The following is a 19,421-nucleotide window of genomic DNA, read 5'->3' on the forward strand; positions in this document are numbered from 1 at the left end:
TATCCTCACTGTCACGTCTGAGGACCGGGGCATACTGTGTTTAGAATCTGAATTCTGAAGATCCGCTTAAATTAAAAAATCAAAACTCATTTGAAACATTCTCTTCAAAAACAAAAATATGATGCCAGGCGGCTAAAAGTTCTATATGCTGCATTTAAATGGTCGAATATTGAAGATTGAAGGAGTTAACGTGAGTGCCCCTATGAAAAGAATTCCGGTAGTTGTTGACTTACCGGTAAACACTCCAAAGCTTGGTTTTGAGAAGTATGTGGAAGCTCTCGCAGCGGCGGTGTTGGGTGGCACGCCGGCCCGCTACACCATTGGGTTGTACGGGCCGTGGGGGACTGGCAAATCTTCGATTTTGCATGCGTTAGATGCGCTCCTGAAAAATAGTGATGAGCCGCCATTGGTGGTTAAATTCGACGCGTGGAGACATGAGCGTGTCGAAAATGTCATGCTTCCTTTTCTTTGGACGATTCAAGAGGCGGTTAAATCCATTGAAGAACTCCCTGCCTCGAAAAAAATAAGTAAAGCAAGTGCAAAGAAGGCTGCATCCGCGCTCGGGAAACTGATCCGTGGCATGGAATTCGGACTTCTTGGAGTAACTCTGAGGATGCCAGAAAACGCGGATTCTCCCGCTAATAATCAAAACGTCGCGATCAATGCGACCGAGCAATACATGGAAAGTTTCAACCAGCTTCAAATTCTCGGTGAGAGCATTTCGGGGAGAATCGTTGTACTTATAGACGACCTTGACCGTTGCACTCCAGATCGTGTTGTAGAACTGATCGAAACTATACGATTGCTGATGGACGTTGAAGGGTTTGTGTTCGTTTTAGCGATCGATTATGAGGTCCTCCTTGATGCAATTCATCAGAAGTACCAGCATGCTGATCCGGAAAAATTCATTGAAAAGATCGTGCAAGTTCCATTCTGGATTCCAAGTTTACGTATCGAAGACGACGATTTGCTCAATTCGCTGATCCCAAGATGGGATGAACTGCGCGATGAGTGGTTTGCTGGCGTCGAGGCTAAACACTTACAGACTATTTTTAAGCTGGCTTTGCGTGGAAACCCGCGACAGATCAAGCGCTTATTAAACTCATATTTGGTTGCCAGACATGTCGTGGGCGACCAAGAGGAACGTAGCAATCTAATTCTTACAGCTTCGATTGCGATGCAATTGAGATGGCCGAAGCAGTTTAGGTTCTTTGAACGGCGTTTGAATCTCGTTGCCTACTCCGAGAACCCTGAATCGGACGTTAAAAATACAAAGGTTTATGAGACTTTGACGAGCCAGACTGGGTCGGATTACGACGATCTCAATCAGGAGCTTGACGATCCTAAAGCGACAGAGTCTGCTCAAGACAAAAACGAACTTGGGGAGTATGTAAAAGAATTCTTTGGCGCTTCGCTTCAGATCGGTGAACTGCTAGATATCATGCGAATCGCAGCTAACGTTACTCAGGGTGCTGCTGCCACGGAGATTCCTAGTCGAATCCAGAAGTCAATTCGAAAGGGGGAAGAATTCGAGACAGAATTATTGAGCGAGCTTAAGCGAATTGCTGAAGGTGAAGGAGCTATTTTCGATTCTGAAAGCCGTACTTGGCGAAACTCAGACGGAGGAATAGTGCTCCGGATTCAAAGTATCAATCACAAGGCTGCAGAAGCACTTTTAGAATTCGGAGAGGGCTACAGCTTCCCTAGGGACTATGCACATTCAAGCAACGTTGCCTTCGTGAACCGAGAGATGCTTGCAGATTTCATCTTAGATATGAATGAAATCAAGTAGATGATGGTGGACTTAGCCGGTATGCCGCTTATATCAAATATTGAAGAAACTCTCGGAGCACTGTGGTTTGGCAATCGGAGCGTAAATGAACCGGTATACCTTGGCCTAGAAGATGAATTCCTGCAATCGCGTGGTCTTGACCCATCGAGCGTGGCTTCCGCAATCAGCCGGCAGGTGATCGAAGAACTGGATCTAAATAAGCCGAAGAATATTTTCTATTCGCTAAGGCGCAAGCTAGCGAGCTGGAAAATTGGAGATCAGCAGTCGGCACCACCAGTACTCTCGATCATAGGTGCATCTATACTTGCCGCGCAGAATATGCATAGTGATGATAAATTCAGTGCGAATGCTTACTACCCACGCCTAGCTGTTTTACTGGAACATAAGATATCCAGCGCTCAATTGAGTGCTGACTTCGACGATGTCGTGTCGATGTGGGAAGATCTGCATAAATGGATAGAGAAGAATTCGTTGTTGGGTCCGAGTATGATTTCTTCACTTGGCGGACAGTCTCGAATTGGTTTTTCTAGATCGCAGGCAACTATCAATTCACGCGATCGGCAAATACTCAGTCTAATCAAAACTAAGATAGGGCCTGCGCTTTTTAAGCAATCGACTACCAATGAACTATTAGACGAAATACGACTGTGGGCAGGCAGAAACTCTGGTTCTCAATTTTCCCCTGCCTTCCGCGCTTCAGTTGACGGGGATGACAAAGAAGTTCATGGATTCTTGATCCGTGCCTTATTCTCTGCTCCATTTTTGGAACACGACGGAATCGTCCGACGTAGCCGCAGAACGGAAGCGGAAATATGGTACGACTTTACGTCTCAAGAATTCTCTTGGGTGGTGCCAAAGGACTCTCATTTATGGGGTTTTATTGGCAAAGACCGAGAAGGGCATGAGCTTTGTGTCCAAAACAGTTATCTTTCGGAAATATGGACAGTCGATTCACTGCCGAAGATCACGGCGAAAAGTCTGAAATCTGAACATTCATGGACGGACGAGGACAATTCTGTCGTAATTTCAAAACGTAAATATTGGATTTTTCAAGACGTCAGTTCCAGTGAAGCCGTCATGAGCTTCAAGGGTGCAGTCGAGGAGGCGCAGTTCTCACTGCTAATTCCTTCTGCGTCTATTCGTGCGCTACTGGACAAGCATCCGCTCGACTTGTCGGGCCTCGCGCATTATCAGAATGTTTTCGATGGCTGGGATTTCTATGTAGACATTCCGCGTGAAGGGCAAGAGAACTTTCTGAAGTTGATTAGTGGTGCCAGTGAGATTCCTGCTGGCATGGAGAACGCTTCTAAATTCGTCTTGAACGGCGGTATCTCGATCAAATCATTATCAGGTTCAAGGACGTACTTAGAAGGATATGAACCAGACCTTGTAGTTGATGCCTCTGTTGGTTCCTACACCTTGGTACTCGACCGCGATAAGCAGCAGAGTGGGTTGAAGGCGACTGGTCAGCCTCTTCCGATTTCGCGTTTTAGCTCCGGTCGGGGAACTCGGTCATTGAGTGTGCCCGAAATTTGGAACGAGAAGTATCGTGTCATATCTGGGCACGAAGCCTGGAATTTTTCCAGAATTGATGTTGATGAATCGGCAGTGACGGGCCATTCATTCGAAGGGAAGATGTTGGCTAGGCGTGATCGTTACTATTTCGCGATTTCCGAAGCCGGAGACGTGGAAGAGATGACATACTATGGCCAGCCCACGTGGTTAAGTCTTCGAAGTAAAGAAAGCTCAGCAGATGAATTTGAGACGAACTTTCAAAGTTTTGTCATAAGTATTCCAGACGATTGCGTCTGGATTGTTGGGCTACACGAAACTCGTCGTCCCGTTGTAGAGAGAGTCGGCGATCGCGACATAACAATTGAAAGGGAATCAGTATTAGCATGTGCAGATACTTGGCAAACTTTTCTCGATCTCGTTCCATCTAGCGGGATCGATGAAATAAGTATTCTTATATCTATGGTGAAGGGTATATGCAAGTGACGCCAGTACATGACTCGGAAGCACTGGTGATCTGGGTCGCTAATAAGAGCCGTGGATCCATTTACGAATTAAAACAATGTATTAGATGGATGACTCGCTGGGACAATTTCGAAGATTCGTTTGTATGGTCATTGATTAATGGGCTGGAGAACTTAGGATTTATTCGACGCACATCAACCAACGACGGGTGGGAAGCAGTTGGCCAGCAGTTGGTCATTATTCCGGGTCGAGATGGGCTCGCGCTGCTTACTGGGTGCTTTAACCGGGAGGTAGCAGCGCAGGAGGGTGACGATCACGGTTTTTGGCCAACCTACGTTTCCGCTTCGACCGACCCTCAGATTGCACGATTCTTACCCAAGACTATGTATGTAGAAGCTCCTGAAATTCGAGGATATTTCGATTACCAGCGGGCTACAGGGTGTGGCTTCGTAGATGTTGAGATGGAGCTGTCGGTACTCTCAGCTAATGAAGGTTTGCATCTGACAAAGATTGCTGCGCCTCCTCGTTATGATACAGGTACGCTCGAACGATTTGAACTTGGAAATCTATCGTATGATTCTTGCCTTCACGGTGACTCGAATGGCCTTTACAGGCAACGTGTAAATGGTCTTCTGAAGTATTGGATCCAATCAAACGGTATCTGGTACCGAACAGACCGAGGGATCGGCCCGTGGTTGTGGCGTTCTATTTCCGGCGAAAACCATGAGGAAAGACGGCTTGTCTGGTACTGCGAGAAAACCGAATCGCTCTACTTCAACCGAAAGATTGCACTTCCTGCGAAGCTGGAGCAGTTACTTACTCTGTGCTCAGGCCTTTTGCCGATTGAAGAACCTAACGCTCGCAGGTTCGACAACGTCAGTTCATCTTTATCAAGAATTGTATTTGAATATCTCAAGCTCGATCCTGAGAAAGGCATCTAACCATGAGCAATCCAATCGAAATCCATAATGATCTGAAGAATCAGATTCTCAGTTACTATGACACTCCCTTCGGTTTAGCTGAGAAGAAGCTGACGCTGGAGCGTCGTTCGCTTTTGGACGTTGAAGGCGGAATATATAGAGATCCACTGTTCGAGCTTCGTCCGTCCTACAAGTCGGCCAACAGATCTATGCCGGAGTCGGCTGCACAAGCACAGTTGACTTCGAACGAGTCTGATTTTTTCTCTTGTGGTCTGATTCCGGCAGGAGTCACTCTCTATTCACATCAGGAACGGGCATTAGGTAGTTCTTCCGCTCCGGGCCATTTAGTTTTGACACCAGGTACTGGTTCCGGAAAAACTGAATCATTCTTGCTTCCGATGATTGCTCAGATGCTTCGTGAGTCTCGCGGATGGAGCGAATCGGACCGAACTGGTAGCGAGTGGTGGAAAAACTCCAAAGCGGGCTTCACTCCTTCTCGAACGAAAATCGGGTCGAGACGAGCTGCTGTGCGATCTTTGATCCTGTACCCAATGAACGCTCTCGTCGATGACCAGCTTGTCAGACTTAGAAAAGCTTTGGACAGCCCTAAAGCCACTGCATGGCTGGATCAGAATAGAAATGGTTCACGGTTCTACTTTGGTCGTTACACCGGTGCTACTCCGGTGCTAGGTAGCCCAGATAAGGCAGCGCGAGTCGCAGAGTTGCGCGGTATTCTGAGTGATTCGAGTGATCTCATTGCGTCGGTCAGTGACGATTCCGACGAGCGTTTCTTCATCCAGAAACCTTATTCGGCGGAAATGATTTCTAGATGGGATATGCTTTCCTGTCCGCCGGATATTCTGATTACCAACTACAGCATGCTAAACATTATGCTGCGTAGGGCGGAAGAAGAACATCTATTTGAGTCCACGATCGCATGGTTGAACGAGGACGAAAGTCATGTTTTCACTCTCGTGCTCGACGAGATGCACAGCTATCGTGGCACGGCTGGCACCGAGGTGTCCTACATAGTTCGCAACCTCATTAGCCGTTTGGGACTGTACAAGAAATCAAATCAGCTTCGGGTAATTGCTGCTTCTGCTTCGTTGGACAAGGGCAGAGACGAACAGTTTCTCTCTGATTTCTTTGGGCTTCCTGTTGAGAGTTTCGAATTCATTGAAGGCGACATTGATATTCGGCCTGTTGACGCTACCAGGAATCCGCCTGCTGAAATGAGCTTGCAATCTATAGAAGAATTAGAGCCAGAAGTTCTCGGCACAATCATTGAGAATGCATTCGTCGACGCTGAGAATTCTTCAAAGCTGATACCGCTTAGCGCTACGGAGCTTGGGGCGGCGTTATTGCCGCACGCTAGCGAAAGCGACGTTGAAGAAGCTGGTACGTGTATCATTTCGAAAATCTCGAATGATGAATCCGGAATGCTGCCAAAATTGCGAAGCCACATGTTCTTCAGAAACGTTCCAGGGATGTGGGCCTGTTGTAACTCAGAATGCAGCGCAATACAGCATGAATTTCAGTTTGAAGACCGTCGGATAGGCAAACTACATGCCAAACCCGCAATAGCATGTGAATGTGGTTCTCGAGTACTCGAATTACTCTACTGTCAGGGTTGCGGCTACACGCTGCTTGGTGGATTTACTACTCCACATGATGGTAAATTCAGGGGCGTCGATTTCACTCTCTTGCCAGATATGCCGGATCTAAGAAATGTTCCAGATAATGTGGGGACCGACAGGAACGCTTCCAATTACCGTGTCTACTGGCCGAGCCCGGCTCAACCTGTCAGCTACGTCGACAAAGAGAGCACGAGCCAAGGCGTTCAGTACCGCTATAAAGCAGTAAAGCTGAGCACGGGCGTTGGTCGCCTGACTGGTGTTACACCAAATGAAACACCAGACGGCTGGGTTTTCGATATTCGCACCTCTAATAAAAACTTAAATCTTGAGAGCGTTCAGCCTTACCCCATCAGCTGTCCTCATTGTGATGACGACTGGCGCATTTTTATGACGCCAGATGGTCGTCTTCCTGAGCTCTCTCCGCAAACCATGCGATCGTCTATTAGGACGATGCGTACTGGTTTCGAAAAGGTTAATCAGGTACTTGTAAGCTCGCTCATGCGTAGTCTGCCAGCGGCGAAAAGAAAGACAGTTGTATTTACCGACAGTCGACAAGATGCGGCAAAATTGTCGGCTGGCATTGAGCTCAACCATCATCAGGACCTCGTGCGTGCCCTGCTGAATCGGCGCGTAGTAAAGGGCACCTTTGACGAGAGACTGTTTGCTGACGCACGTGAATACCATAAAACGTATGATTCGAAATTGATTCCGCGGTACACAGAATTCATGAGTAGATGGTCGGCCCAAGCCCCAGAAATTGCGATGCTATGGAGCCAAAATCAAGATGATGCAGCGCTGGCTGTGATTATGAAAGGCGTTAGATCAGCATCTTTGCAGGAAATCTCAAACTCGATTGCTAGTGACCTGCTTACGTTAGGGATCAATCCTGCCGGTCCCAAGGCTGACGTTCAATATACGGAAATCGAGACAAGCAACCGTAACGAGACCGTGAAGCACCACTGGAGCGAGCTATTTGATTGGTCCTCTTCTGAGACGGTAACTGAACGTATCAATTTGTCACGTCACCTCAGCGACTTCAAGAAGTTGCTTTACACAAGCAATGAACGGGCTGTCATTGAGTCAGTTTCTTCAGGCAGTGGACGTGATTTTGAATCAATCGGACTCGGATGGCTAGACTCCGCAAATAGCTCATCAGATCCGGCCGCTAGAACGACGATGCATGAAGTTGCACAAGCTAGTATCAGGATGCTGGCCCAGAAGCGCAGATTCTTCTACTTGAGAAACGGGTCTAAGAAGGTGCCTACGGTCTTGCGCGACTACTGGGACGCAGCAGCGAAGCAAGCTGGAGTTTCGCGAGAATCCATAGAAGAGCAGATCCTGGATATCTGGGGTGATTCAGTCAAGGAATTTCTTCTCGTCCCGGAGAAAATTCATGTGCACACTGCGCCGAAGGAAGTATATGTATGTACGATTTGTGCACGCCAACATGTCTTCTTTGGCTATGGCGTTTGCACGAATTGTCTTAGTAAGCTTTCGGAAACGCCGAGCGTGAACAAGCGTGGCGAAGACTACTACGCGTCGAACGCTGCACATGAATCAGGCGTTTTTAAGCTGAGATGCGAGGAACTGACTGGACAGACTGGCGCACGCGAAGCACAACGACGCCAAGCTAGTTTCCAAAACATCTTCTTGGGCGAGCGTCAGATCCCCCTCGTTGAATCACTGGAGCTACTTTCTGTGACCACAACTATGGAAGCCGGTGTCGACATCGGATCGTTGGATGTTGTTGTGATGGGCAATATGCCTCCCACTCGCTTTAATTACCAACAGCGCGTCGGCCGTGCCGGACGCCGTGGTGCAAACATGGCTATGGCTCTAACTATCTGCCGCCCTCGTAGCCACGATGAGCATTACTTTGATAATCCACATCTAATCGTTTCGGATCCCACCCCTGCGCCGTATCTGGCGCTAGAAAGCGAAAAGATTGGCAAGCGGGTAATCACAGCAGAGTTGCTAAGATTAACTTTTAACTCGCTAGAGGTTAGCGAATTTGTGCTTAAGAATGACCTCGACACCACACATAACCCTCATGGCCGATACGGTTACGTTGCGGATTGGCATCGTGTTGAACGCGCAGTAAAAGACTGGATCCGCTGGAACTTTACTAACATACTTGAAGAAATTTCAGGTTTGTTCCGTTTGACGCCATTTCAAGATGATTTATCGAGATTGTTGGAAACCGCAATCGAAGAGTTGTACCAAGCCGTCGGATCAATTACGGCGCCAGAATTCGTAGGTCACGCTGCTTTTAGTCAGCGACTTGCAGAAAACGGACTTCTCCCAATGTTTGGGTTCCCGACAAGGAGCAGGCAGCTGTTTATTGGTAAGCCGAAAAAGGGTAGCCCTTGGCCGCCTGAAAGCAGTATCGAGCGCGACGGACCGATGGCTTTATCGGCGTTTGCACCGGGTAGCGAACTCATCAAGGATGGATGGATCTATAAGTCGATTGGTGTCGCCGCGTGGGTGCCAGGCGGTTATATGCCAACAACGATTGATGATCCGTTCGCCGATCAGGAAATTGTTTTCGTTTGTCGCCGTTGCTCTCACCTGAGAATACTTGAACAAATGCCTGCAGAAGACGCAATATGCCCAGAGTGCGGGGCTGAGTCTGGGATTGCCAACGCTCTACGGCTTCGTGAGCCTTTGGGGTATTTCGCCTCGAACGCAATGAGAGACAAGCGTGCCTTCGACGGCAACTTCGCATGGACGCCAAGGGCGATGCATGCGCGAGCACTTGCAGATTTAGGAAAGCTAGAGCTCCATGAGCGTCCTACGTTCTCAGTGTATTCGGGTAGTGCCTCAAAGTTCGTCATAAACGACAATAGAGGCCGGCAGTTCAATTTTGTGCAGCGTTTTCCAAATGAACGTATCTTCGTAACGAACAAGCCAACAGGAGAAGAAACAGAAGAATCTGTCGCACTGGGAATGCAGCAAAAGTCAGACTTCGGTTTCTTTGGCGCCAGAAACTCCGCTATTCGTCTCTCGGGAGAATCTTGGAGTTTCCACCTTTCTACGGCGGCTGAACAGATAGACGGTTCAAATGTCTTGGCAGAGGGTAAGCGTGCAGCGTGGTACAGTCTCGCATTCTTGCTGAGAAAAGTGGCGTCGACGTTCCTGGACGTGGAACCTCTTGACCTCGATGCAGGAATCCTTTCCACGCATGTTGATAGTAATCCCTCGACCTTCGCATTCATTACCGACACTGTCGAGAACGGCGCAGGGTTCTCTACCCGTATCGCTTCTCCGGAAATTTTTGATGACTTCCTAATAAAGATTGAGGAGTATGTAGAAGAGCATCTGGAGTCGGCAGCGCATAAATCTGAGTGTAAGGGTTCGTGTTACGGGTGTCTTCGGGACTATCAGAACATGCGCTTTCATCCGTTGTTAGATTGGAAGTTAGCTGTTGACCTGTTCAAGCTCATCCGAAAGAAAAAGATTGGAGATTTCCTCGGGGACGTTAAACGAGTAGCCGAGATATGGGCATCAAGTTATGGTGGAACCATTGAGATGGTCGAGGGCAACCCGTGCATCAAGGTGAAGGCAGGTAGGTCTGCCCCGACGGTTTATCTCTTGCCCCATCATTCGCTCGAGGACACAAGCACAGAGTCTGGAAATGAACGGCTCAAGAGGGGATATGAAGTGTTGACCAGCAGGGGCGAACGCGTACATTTGGTGGATGCATTCAGCATGGAGCGAACTCCTTCGCTCGTGATGTCGGATATCAACAGGAAAGCGTAGTACGTAAGAACCGCCCTTATTGGCAGTGTTCGTCCTTCGAACGATGGGACTGTGCCTTTTGGCTTTGGAGGACGGACACTGACTTCGACGTATAACCAGAGAATCGGTGATCATTGGTTTTGTCTGGAGGGTCGAAGCGCTTTATAAACTTCAGTCCCTACTAAGCGATCTTTGAAGATCAGAATGATACCCTGACTAGAAGAATTTCTTGTTGATTGGTCCGGGGCAAGTGCGTGGAACGCCTAAGTTTTCTGGTCTCTCGTTGTGTCGAAGATTCGATAGCAAACGATGCGAAAGTCTGTATTGGACAGAGAATGGAAAAAGATGCGAGCCTTGACTGAAAATGAAGCCAAGTTTGTAGAGTTAGCAAAAAACTCGAATAGGGCCTATTGCCTCGTACATATGACTTTCACTATGCTGTCCAAATCAATTTGTGATGCGACATATGAGGTTCGGGAGTTTCTGGGCTCGGAACGGTTTCACGACTTTGAATCTCAGCCCAAAGGTACGGAGAACAAAAGGTTCCTACCGGTGGTATTCGTTCGTGGGGACGGAACTCACAAGGAAACCAAGATGTCGGTCTATCGCCCCCAGACAAAGAAGGGTGATCCTAGATTCAACATCTATGGCGCCAGAGAAGTCGTTGAGCCTGACGACATCATAATGATGGTCAATGATTCTCACCGCGTTGTTGTTTTTAACCTATCTCGTACTGCGCTTGATGTGGTTAAGCATGTCCAGATTTCTGAGTCAAAGGTATTCTTTGGAGCGATTGCCTTTGATGCAATTCAGACGGAGCTCGTTGAACGCTTGAAGGACATTTCTTCTCGTGGATTCATCGAAGTCTATCGCGAGGGTCCTACAGGAATTGGTCATTTGCTTGAAACAGAACTCGGTATCGAAGCCAATTCTGCGGAGGCTCCCGATTTCATGGGGGCAATTGAAATTAAGGCTGCCCGAAACAAAGTATCACGTGGGAAGACACTCTTCGCTAAGGTTGCTGATTGGTCGATCAGCCCTCTCAAGAGCTCTGCTGAGATTCTTGACCGCTTCGGTTATGAGCGTCAAAATTCGAAGGGCAGAGAAGTGAGAAGCCTCAACTGCTCGGTTGAATTTGGCAGATTCAATACCCAGGGTCTTGCGTTCGACGTCGATGGCACGCGCCATTTGCTGCATGAAGTCTCGAATCGTGACGATTTCCCAGTAGTCGCAAGCTGGGGAATCAACCGCCTGACGGACAAACTCACCGAGAAACACAAGCGAACAATGTGGGTCCAAGGTTCATCTCGTAAGGATGGGGGCAGAGAACAGATCCATTTCCTAAAAGCCGAGTACACGTCCGAGCCAGTCGTCGATCAGTTTATTCCGATGCTTCAAGAACGCATGATTTATATGGATCACTTGATATCTAGGGACAAAGGAAAAGTCTCAGAACAAGGTCCGTTGTTCAAAATTCGTCCTCAATCGTTCGGACGACTATTCCCCGGTGGTATATCTTTTGATCTTGTTTTCGCAGAAAAGTAGTATCAACGACAAATTACAGTTACGGCGTCATAGAACATGGGCCTTTGGAATTTACTGTTAAAGGCTCGCGTGATTACGAGAGCAAGTCGCTTAGCGTCTTTCCGACGGCTGCGGATAGCCAGGGTGAAACGGCATTTCCTACCTGCGAGTATTGTGGTACTTCAACTTTTCTCCGATGAGCACCTGTGGTTTCCTTACCCAAAAATTCGAAGGAATCAGGGAAGCCTTGGAATCGAGCCATTTCTCGTACGGTAAAGATTCGAGGCTCGGAAGGGTGAACATAATCGTCGGGAAGGGTCACCACAGTTCTTGCAGGTTCGTTCCATGCGAGAACCTTTTGAGAATGCTTCTTGGTGCTGAGTCTCATGACGAGCTGAACAAGTTCATCTGCATCGGTTGCAAGCACTGTGCCATCCGGAGATATTGCAGGGTACTTGGCTTGTTCAAGACGAGCGCGTATGTCGCTTCTGACGTTCTCTCCGGTCCCTGCAGCGATTGAAACAACGTTACGATTTACCCCACAATTTTGCAGGTACTGATACAGGCGGAAGCGCTGGACTGTACGTTCGGTATGATTTCGCTCAATATGATTGAGCTTGGTCAAAGGAATTTTCTTTCGAGTGACGGTACCGAACTTTTTGTTGAGTCTGGATACGTAGCCAGTAGCCCGGCCCGGACTATCAAGCTTTAGATCTGAAACGGCAACCTTAACCGTTTCCAAGCTCGCAGAAGATACCGTTGGCACTGGAGCCAACGGCGGAATTTCTTGAATGGAATCCGAAAAATCGGATTTCCACAGCTCAGCGGTGGTCCTGATGTTATTTGCTTCCGCGACATCTTGACGCAAAGCGATGAGCATTAGGCGAGGCCGATGCTGCGGAGCACCGTAGTGCATGGCATTAACTAGTACCGCCTGAACGACGTATCCCTCGCCAGTCTTTTCCAATGCGATTTTAAGCTGGCTAAATGCAGACTCGGTTTCAGCGTCAAAACGCTGATTCATACCTACTACGTTTTCAATAACTACTGCTTTGGGGTTTGTCCGCTCTACGAACTCAAGATATTGCCATGGAAGCAGATTTCTGATGTCTGAGCGATCCCGGCGTCCTGCAAGTGAAAATCCCTGACAGGGTGGGCCACCGACAACAAGATCGAGTTTTTCATCTTTTAGTTGCCGCATTGTTTGTTCGTCTTGAAGAACCTCGCCGAGTTCGTTTACGATAACCTTCTGAGTTGCTTGAGCGGCTATCGACTGAGACAGGTATCGTTGCCATTTGAGTAGATCATCTGCGGCGCCAACAAAGTTGTGGTAGAAAGTTCTGGCTGCCATATCAGACTTCTCGACTGCGGCAACAAGCTCTAGGCCGGCTTCTTCGATACCGAGCGACAAGCCGCCGCACCCTGAAAATAAATCTACGTATTTCAACACATAACCATTCTTGCGTAAGAGACCGACAGTTTAGTTTACCTTGCACGTGGTATCGGTAACGGCGAACGTCAGGGTCCGTGGATACGTTGTCTGAGATGCAAATTTTGCACCCTACCTAGTGTGTCTCAGATTTAAATAACCATTACTACGTGGGTGAAGTGTCGAGAAGTCGGCTGGAAATACTAGTAACAATGCGCATCTTCGCACAAATCCTCCGAGCGGGCTTCAGAACCTTTGCCACTTTACATGGATTGCCTCTAAGGTAGTGGTGCTCTGCAGTGTTCCAAACTGTTGAAACATTAGGTGGGGGAGCATTGGTGATGCGAAATTACCGCCCTTGACATGGTGCAGTTCAGGGGAAAAGCCCGGTGAATACAGCGACATGTGCAACCGAACTTTTCAGTTTCGGGCTGACGGCAATTTGGGTTGAAGAACGAACTTGTTGCTCAGGTGATCGATGAGCAGTGCGAAGAGTAGAGCAGGGGAAGCGTTTCATGAGAGCCGAGGTGTTCTCAAAACGTTCTATGTGCTGAGGTAAATGAGATCTTAGGCAGAACGAAAAGTGGGATGGGAATGAAGGGAATTTTATGAAGTGTGTACGTCTTCTAATCGATTGCGACACCGGTATCGATGACGCCCTGACGCTTACGTACCTCTGTGCCCTCGACTACGTGCAAATAGAAGCCGTTACCAGTACACCGGGCAACGTAGATGTTGAACAGGTTGCCGCGAATAACCGGTCACTGCTGAACCTTTGTGGAAGGCCGGATGTTCCTGTTCTTGTAGGCGCACGTGGCCCACTTGAAATCCCGCTGGTGACAACACCTGAAACTCACGGTCCCCAAGGCGTCGGCTACGCGACGCTGCCCGATCCTGCACCGGCTTCGTCGACTGCCATTGACGCTATTGATTATTGGATCGACGCCGCCCGGGCTAACCCTGGTGAGCTCACGGCGCTGCTCACCGCGCCACTCACCAATTTTGCTCTCGCACTACGCCGAGAACCTCGACTTCCCTGGTTGTTGCGCAAGGTAGTCATCATGGGAGGCGCCTTTTACTACCAAGGCAACACCACTCCTACCGCGGAGTGGAACACTCACGTGGACCCGCACGCAGCAAAGGAGGTCTTTGCTGCCTACACTGCTGCCGCTGAACAAGGGTTGGAATCCTCGAAGCTGCCAATTGTCTGCTCGCTGGACACCACAGAACGCTTCGAAATGCAGCCGGACTTTCTGACAAAGCTGTCCACTGAAGCTGGATGCGCCGAGCCCGAGCTAGTGCTGGCAAGCGATCCCGAAGGAACTTTGAGCAACTCCTCGAATCCGTTGGTGCGCTATCTGTCCGATGCGCTGCGGTTCTACTTCGAGTTCCACCGGCATTACGACCAGGGCTACATTGCCCACGTCCATGACTACTTTGCCGCAGGCGTAGCAGCGGGAACCCTCGACTATGAAAGCCGACCCGCCACCGTGGACGTGGAAACCGAATCTAAGCTCCTCTTCGGGACAACAGTCGCCGATTTTCGTGGGCTATGGGGCAAGCCAGCAAATGCACACGTAGTCACCGTCAATGATCCGGAGGCTGGATTTGCCGAACTCGTTACGCGCTTGGGGAGCTTGGCGCGGAAATTGAACACAGACTCCTGAACTCAGCTCAGGCTGAGCTAGAATTGTCTACCGGGCCGAGGTGACATTAGGCCCCACACTCGCACGCACCCAGTAGTACTTGGGTGCACAGCCACACTCGTACCGAGGAATGCTTTTCTATGTCACCGAATCTGCTTTTGCCCGAAGAAACCAGCTCCCAAGTTCTGCGCCGCAGGCTTTTGGCCAGCGCTGGTGCCCTGCTCCTGATCGGCACCTATCTAGTCCTAGTCATTACCCAGCCCACGGGCATAGCCGAAGGACTGGGACAGGGCGTTGCACTGGTTACCTTCGCCGCCTACCTGGCTGCCGCCGTCATGCTTTTGGCCGCGGTGCTTCCGGACTTGCCGGTATCCACTCTCACGCTGATCCCGGTAGCGCTGGCCCTGAACATCATTTTGGGACAATTTGTTGGTTCCGTGATGGTCCCGCTCTACCTCGACTCGATTGGCACGGTGCTCGTAGGGTTCCTGGCGGGCCGCCGGGCCGGTGCAGCCACAGGTGTGCTCAGCACACTGATCTGGTCACTGTTCGCCCCCACCGTCTTGCCCTTCGCAGCTGGTGCTGCATTGGTCGGCTTCCTTGCGGGAACCGCCGCTCGTTTCGGTGCGCTGCGCCGCCCGTATCTTGCCCCAGTGGCCGGTGTGGTGGCTGGTGTTCTGGTCGGCGTGGTTTCAGCTCCGGTGGCGGCTTTTGTCTTCGGCGGAACTTCTGGTGTCGGCACCGGCGCAGTGGTTGCGGCTTTCCGCTCCATGGGCGACTCGCTGCTTTCGGCCGTAACCAAGCAGGCCTTGATCTCAGACCCGGGGGACAAAGCCATCGTCTTCCTCATTGCAGCATTGCTGGTTTACGCCCTGCCCAAGCGTTTGAGCGGAAGCTTTGATTTCATCCGTCGTTACCGGGTGCTGGGTCAGCGCGGAACCAAGTAGGTCCACCTGCAATGCCCAAGTCCATCAACTTGCACCCATTTACCTTGCTGGCTCTGGTGGCGGCCGTCGTCACGATGACCACCGCCGTTGGCCTCTGGTGGGTGAGCTGCGCAGTTCTCACTGCCTGTGCGCTGGTTGCCAGTTGGACAGGGCATCTGCGACGGTTGACCGTCCTGAGTGCTGCCATCCTGATTCCTACGTTCGCCTCCTTACTCTTGATCCATGGGCTCGTCTCCCAAGAGACGTCCGGGCTCATTGCAGCGGCCGGGCCGTTCAGGGTGACTGAAGGTGGATTGGAGACTGCCATGGTTTTGGGTCTGCGCACTGCGGTGCTGGTGGTGGCAGGTCTGCTCTGCACCTTGCTGATCGATAAACATCAGCTGGTGGCGGCCATAGACCTGTCTCCGGCACCGTCGCAGGTGGGATACCTATTGGCAGCCACGCTGTTCCTCTTGCCGCATATGGCCCACAAGCAGCGCACTATCGGCCAAGCACAGGCTCTACGCCAAGCGGGAACTGGACGCGGTCTTTCCGGTTGGTTCCAACGGGTGCGGTTGCGAGCGGTCCCGCTGGTGCTCGCCTCCCTGCAAGATGCCCACGACAGGTCGGCTCACCTGTCAGTCCGCGGATTTCCCGCCGCCGGAGCCCACACCAGACTGCGAACCGTCGCAGACTCTGTCACCCAGCAACGTGTCCGGTGGATTGCCCTGCTCTGCGCCGTGCTGGGCCCGATAGCAATCTTGGCACCCTTCTGGGGGAGTCCATGATAGAGAATCAGAAGAACTCACGCACGGGTAATTCTGTGCTGCTTGACCTTAAAATTGAGCACTTTCGCTATTCCGGTGCCGAGCTTGATTCCTTGCAGGACATAAAGATGACTTTGTCTCCGGGCTCATTGACTGTGATTGTCGGGGAATCCGGTTCAGGCAAGTCCACGCTTGGCGAGTTGTTCGCAGGAATATTGCCGCGGCAGGGCGCAGACCAATGCAGTGGAACAACGAACCTGGCCGGTCAACAGATCGAATATGCCGATCTGGAAAGCCAGCGCATTAATATTGCTGGGTGGGCCAAACACGTCGGTTTGCTGCCTCAGGAAGCTGGGCACTATCTTTCACGGATCCGTGAAACGGTGGCCGAGGAACTCGTATTCTCGCTCGAGAACGAGGGCATGCAAAGAGATGCGATGCGCCAGCGCATCGCAGGACTTTCCAAACACCTGAACTTAGACCATCTGCTCGAACGTGATCCTGCGAAACTGTCCGGCGGACAGGAACGACTCGTGGCCTTGGCAGCCTTGGCTATTTCGGAGCCTTCAGTCATGGTCTTGGATGAGCCTCTGGCGGGGTTGGACTCCGAAGCGACGGTCGCAGTCACCGAAATGATTTCCCGGCTTCGCGCTGACGGCACCGCGATGGTGGTCTTGAGCAGGACTGCCACGCCGTGGGCCGACAATGCAGATTCGCTAATGAGAATAGCGAATGGGCAACTGGCCAAGATCTCAGCAGACAATCTTGTGCAGGACTCAGCGTCTGTGCCAACCCAACGACGTGCCATTCCTGGCAATGCGGAAGTTCTCTTGGACTTCAGCGGAGTCCAACTAGGTTATGAGGGTGCCGCGCGGCCTGTTCTCGACGGACTGGACCTGCAAGTGCGGGCCGGTGAATGCGTCGGACTGGCGGGTGCGAATGGATCGGGTAAAACCACGGTGCTCAAAGCCGCCGCGGGGCTGCTGCGGCCCACCGCCGGCACGCTGGCCGTTTCAACTGCTACCGGGATGCTCTTGCAGAATTCCTCCGACCAGCTTTTCGAACGCACCGTAATGCGCGAGGTATCTTTTGGCCTTCCCAAGAAGGGAACACAACGACTGCGTGTTCCGGAAGTCCTCTCGCGACTCGGGTTGGAAGCTTTTGCCGAGACCCATCCCTACGAATTGCCGGCGTCGGCACGCCGGCTCGTAGCGCTAGCAACCGTGCTGGTCCGCGAACCGACGGTACTCCTCTTGGATGAACCAACCGAGGCCTTGGATTCGGAGGGAATGATTCGTCTGCAACAAGTCATCGACTCGGTGCTGAGTCGTGGGGGAGCGGTGCTCCTCTCCACCCACGACAGGGATTTCATGCACAGCACCACTCACCGGATCCATCAAATGCCCGGGAACCCCGAGCCAACGGCCCGGCCTTCTTAGTCGCGGCAATCTACGCCCAACTCAAGTCACCTGAAAATAGTGAATCGAGCTAGGAGGTTGTCCAACGGCAACGTGCAGCGCTGTGCGGTGACCGGCCTTGACGGGTCAGTTCAACTCGTTGCGCACGATCTTCCCCTGGGCAATGACTACCTCAACCTTGGACAGAGCCTGTGCTCCTTCGAGCGGATTCGATCCCAGAATCACTACATCCGCCACACCCTTGCGAAGTAGCTGGCCTACGCCCTGGCGCTCGACGCCGATCAGCTTCGCGGGACGGGTGGTCACCGATTGCAGCGCCTGCAGTGCAGAGAGCCCGGCGTCTTCCAACGCCTTGGCCTCCACTCCGATTGGCATGACATCCGTGCCGAACGAGTCGGTCCCGGCGACCACCAGCACTCCAGCCTCATTGGCAGCGCGCACGGCCTGCGCCAGCACCGGGCCGAACTCGCGGCCGCGCTCGGCGATTACCGGATCCGATGAGTTGGCCATTCCGGCCACCCCGGCCAGGGTCGGAGTGAATGCGGTGCCTCGGCGGACCATCTGGCCGATGGTCTGTTCATCTACGAAGACTCCGTGCTCAATGCTGGCCACTCCAGCGCCGACGGCTCCGGCAATGCCCTTGGCGCTGTAGGCGTGGCAGAGCACCCGGGCTCCACGGGCCGCCTTCACGATGGCCGATAGCTGCTCCCGGTCGTAGACCAGCTCCAATGGGTCTTGCTCGGCCAGGCCCGCGCGCGGATTGGCGCGCGTCTTGATGACTGTTGCGCCGCGGCGCAGATTCACCCCGGTCAGATAGGCGAGATCCTTGACGTCGCGGATGTTGTCCTCCAAGGCGGCCAGCGGAGCCAGCTCGGGATCTGCGAGGATCGAGTCGCCCTGTTCGGGAGAGACGAACAAGCCTGCCGGATGCATGCGAGGCGAAAGCCCGGGATTCCATTTCGGCAGCGAGGCGAGCGCTATGTCCTGGTAGAACGTGGATGATCCGCTGCGCACCGTGGTCGCCCCGCTTTGCAGGATCAGGCGGACGTCCTCGAGCCCGTTGGCGTGCACGTGGGCATCCACCATCCCGGGGATGATGAACTTGCCGGTGGCATCGATGCGAGTTGCCTGCCCGGCCGCGTCCTTCACCGCCTTCCGGGTGGCCTCCCGGGTTCCAACGGCTTCGACCTTGCCGTCGCGCAGCACCACTACGCCGTCTTGAACGGTGTCTCCGGTGGCAGGATCGATGAGCGTGCCGCCCTCGATGATGATCGGGACTGTTTTCAGAGCCGAGCCGTGGTAGCTCGCTGCAAGTCCGCCGCGCTCGCCGGAATCGGCCGAAGCGGGTGCCGCGAAGCCAAGCGCGCCCAGGCCGGCCAGCGCCGCCGCTCCAGCCATCACGCTGCGCCGTGCGAGGGCTTGGTTGGGGACCGGGCCGGCGTTGTGGTCGTGTTCGCACATGGGTGTGATTGCTTTTCGACATGGGAGGTTTTCCTGAAACTCTATAGCAGGGCAACGTTGGGCTGAGGTGCAAGTCACATTATTAACGCCGGGTCCTAGTTCGGGTTTGCGGGACTGGGAATACCGCAATGGAGGAGGCGCGAGGAGCCGAGCGCGGGTAGATATTCGGTCAATTCGCTAGCCCAA

Annotated in this window: 11 protein-coding genes; 9 read left to right on the forward strand and 2 right to left on the reverse strand. The window is 51.9% G+C overall.

Annotation, left to right across the window (positions count from 1 at the left end; all coding sequences use genetic code 11):
* The first annotated feature begins 190 nt into the window (after positions 1-190).
* From VJ369_RS13960 to VJ369_RS13980, 5 genes are all read left to right on the forward strand, one after another.
* The gene (locus VJ369_RS13960; protein WP_324092673.1) at positions 191-1,792 is read left to right on the forward strand and encodes a KAP family P-loop NTPase fold protein; all 1,602 of its coding nucleotides are present in this window, start codon (positions 191-193) and stop codon (positions 1,790-1,792) included.
* Complete coding sequence (locus VJ369_RS13965) at positions 1,793-3,790, forward strand: hypothetical protein (RefSeq protein WP_324092674.1); 1,998 nt, start codon at positions 1,793-1,795, stop codon at positions 3,788-3,790. It begins immediately after the preceding gene.
* Entirely contained in the window at positions 3,787-4,710 is a 924-nt protein-coding gene (locus VJ369_RS13970; RefSeq protein ID WP_324092675.1) for a hypothetical protein, read from the forward strand. Before VJ369_RS13965 ends, VJ369_RS13970 begins: the two co-directional genes overlap by 4 nt.
* A 2-nt stretch (positions 4,711-4,712) precedes the next feature.
* Complete coding sequence (locus tag VJ369_RS13975) at positions 4,713-10,085, forward strand: DEAD/DEAH box helicase (RefSeq protein WP_324092676.1); 5,373 nt, start codon at positions 4,713-4,715, stop codon at positions 10,083-10,085.
* A 333-nt stretch (positions 10,086-10,418) separates the two neighbouring features.
* Entirely contained in the window at positions 10,419-11,609 is a 1,191-nt protein-coding gene (locus VJ369_RS13980; RefSeq protein ID WP_324092677.1) for an MvaI/BcnI family restriction endonuclease, read from the forward strand.
* Positions 11,610-11,682: 73 nt separating this feature from the next.
* Here VJ369_RS13980 and VJ369_RS13985 read toward each other — a convergent pair whose 3' ends face one another.
* Positions 11,683-13,038: a DNA cytosine methyltransferase gene (locus tag VJ369_RS13985; protein ID WP_324092678.1), complete on the reverse strand. Its 1,356-nt coding sequence runs from the start codon at positions 13,036-13,038 to the stop codon at positions 11,683-11,685.
* Positions 13,039-13,625: 587 nt separating this feature from the next.
* Between VJ369_RS13985 and VJ369_RS13990 the strand changes: the two genes are divergently transcribed.
* The 4 genes from VJ369_RS13990 to VJ369_RS14005 all read left to right on the forward strand — a co-directional run bounded on the left by VJ369_RS13990 (position 13,626) and on the right by VJ369_RS14005 (position 17,795).
* Positions 13,626-14,684 carry a nucleoside hydrolase gene (locus tag VJ369_RS13990; protein ID WP_324092679.1) on the forward strand — a complete coding sequence of 353 codons (1,059 nt, stop codon included), beginning with the start codon at positions 13,626-13,628 and terminating at the stop codon, positions 14,682-14,684.
* Positions 14,685-14,803: 119 nt separating this feature from the next.
* Complete coding sequence (locus tag VJ369_RS13995) at positions 14,804-15,610, forward strand: ECF transporter S component (RefSeq protein WP_324092680.1); 807 nt, start codon at positions 14,804-14,806, stop codon at positions 15,608-15,610.
* Positions 15,611-15,621: 11 nt separating this feature from the next.
* Positions 15,622-16,377 (forward strand): energy-coupling factor transporter transmembrane component T, encoded by a 756-nt coding sequence (locus tag VJ369_RS14000; protein WP_324092681.1) that lies wholly within the window; start codon positions 15,622-15,624, stop codon positions 16,375-16,377.
* Positions 16,374-17,795, forward strand: coding sequence for an ABC transporter ATP-binding protein (locus VJ369_RS14005; protein ID WP_324092682.1), 1,422 nt, complete (start codon positions 16,374-16,376; stop codon positions 17,793-17,795). The genes VJ369_RS14000 and VJ369_RS14005 overlap by 4 nt, the downstream gene beginning before the upstream one ends.
* 105 nt (positions 17,796-17,900) lie before the next feature.
* Here VJ369_RS14005 and VJ369_RS14010 read toward each other — a convergent pair whose 3' ends face one another.
* The gene (locus VJ369_RS14010) at positions 17,901-19,235 is read right to left on the reverse strand and encodes an amidohydrolase family protein (protein ID WP_324092683.1); all 1,335 of its coding nucleotides are present in this window, start codon (positions 19,233-19,235) and stop codon (positions 17,901-17,903) included.
* Positions 19,236-19,421: the final 186 nt, after the last annotated feature.

This window comes from Glutamicibacter sp. (assembly GCF_035257265.1).
In the GTDB taxonomy this organism is placed as follows: domain Bacteria; phylum Actinomycetota; class Actinomycetes; order Actinomycetales; family Micrococcaceae; genus Glutamicibacter.

What these genes read in the sequence shown, in the direction of transcription:
- VJ369_RS14000 (WP_324092681.1), top strand. Translation starts at nt 15,622, where the DNA reads ATGCCCAAGTCCATCAACTTGCACCCATTTACCTTGCTGGCTCTGGTG.
- VJ369_RS13995 (WP_324092680.1), top strand. Translation starts at nt 14,804, where the DNA reads ATGTCACCGAATCTGCTTTTGCCCGAAGAAACCAGCTCCCAAGTTCTG.
- VJ369_RS13975 (WP_324092676.1), top strand. Translation starts at nt 4,713, where the DNA reads ATGAGCAATCCAATCGAAATCCATAATGATCTGAAGAATCAGATTCTC.
- VJ369_RS13990 (WP_324092679.1), top strand. Translation starts at nt 13,626, where the DNA reads ATGAAGTGTGTACGTCTTCTAATCGATTGCGACACCGGTATCGATGAC.
- VJ369_RS13965 (WP_324092674.1), top strand. Translation starts at nt 1,793, where the DNA reads ATGATGGTGGACTTAGCCGGTATGCCGCTTATATCAAATATTGAAGAA.
- VJ369_RS14010 (WP_324092683.1), bottom strand. Translation starts at nt 19,235, where the DNA reads ATGTGCGAACACGACCACAACGCCGGCCCGGTCCCCAACCAAGCCCTC.
- VJ369_RS14005 (WP_324092682.1), top strand. Translation starts at nt 16,374, where the DNA reads ATGATAGAGAATCAGAAGAACTCACGCACGGGTAATTCTGTGCTGCTT.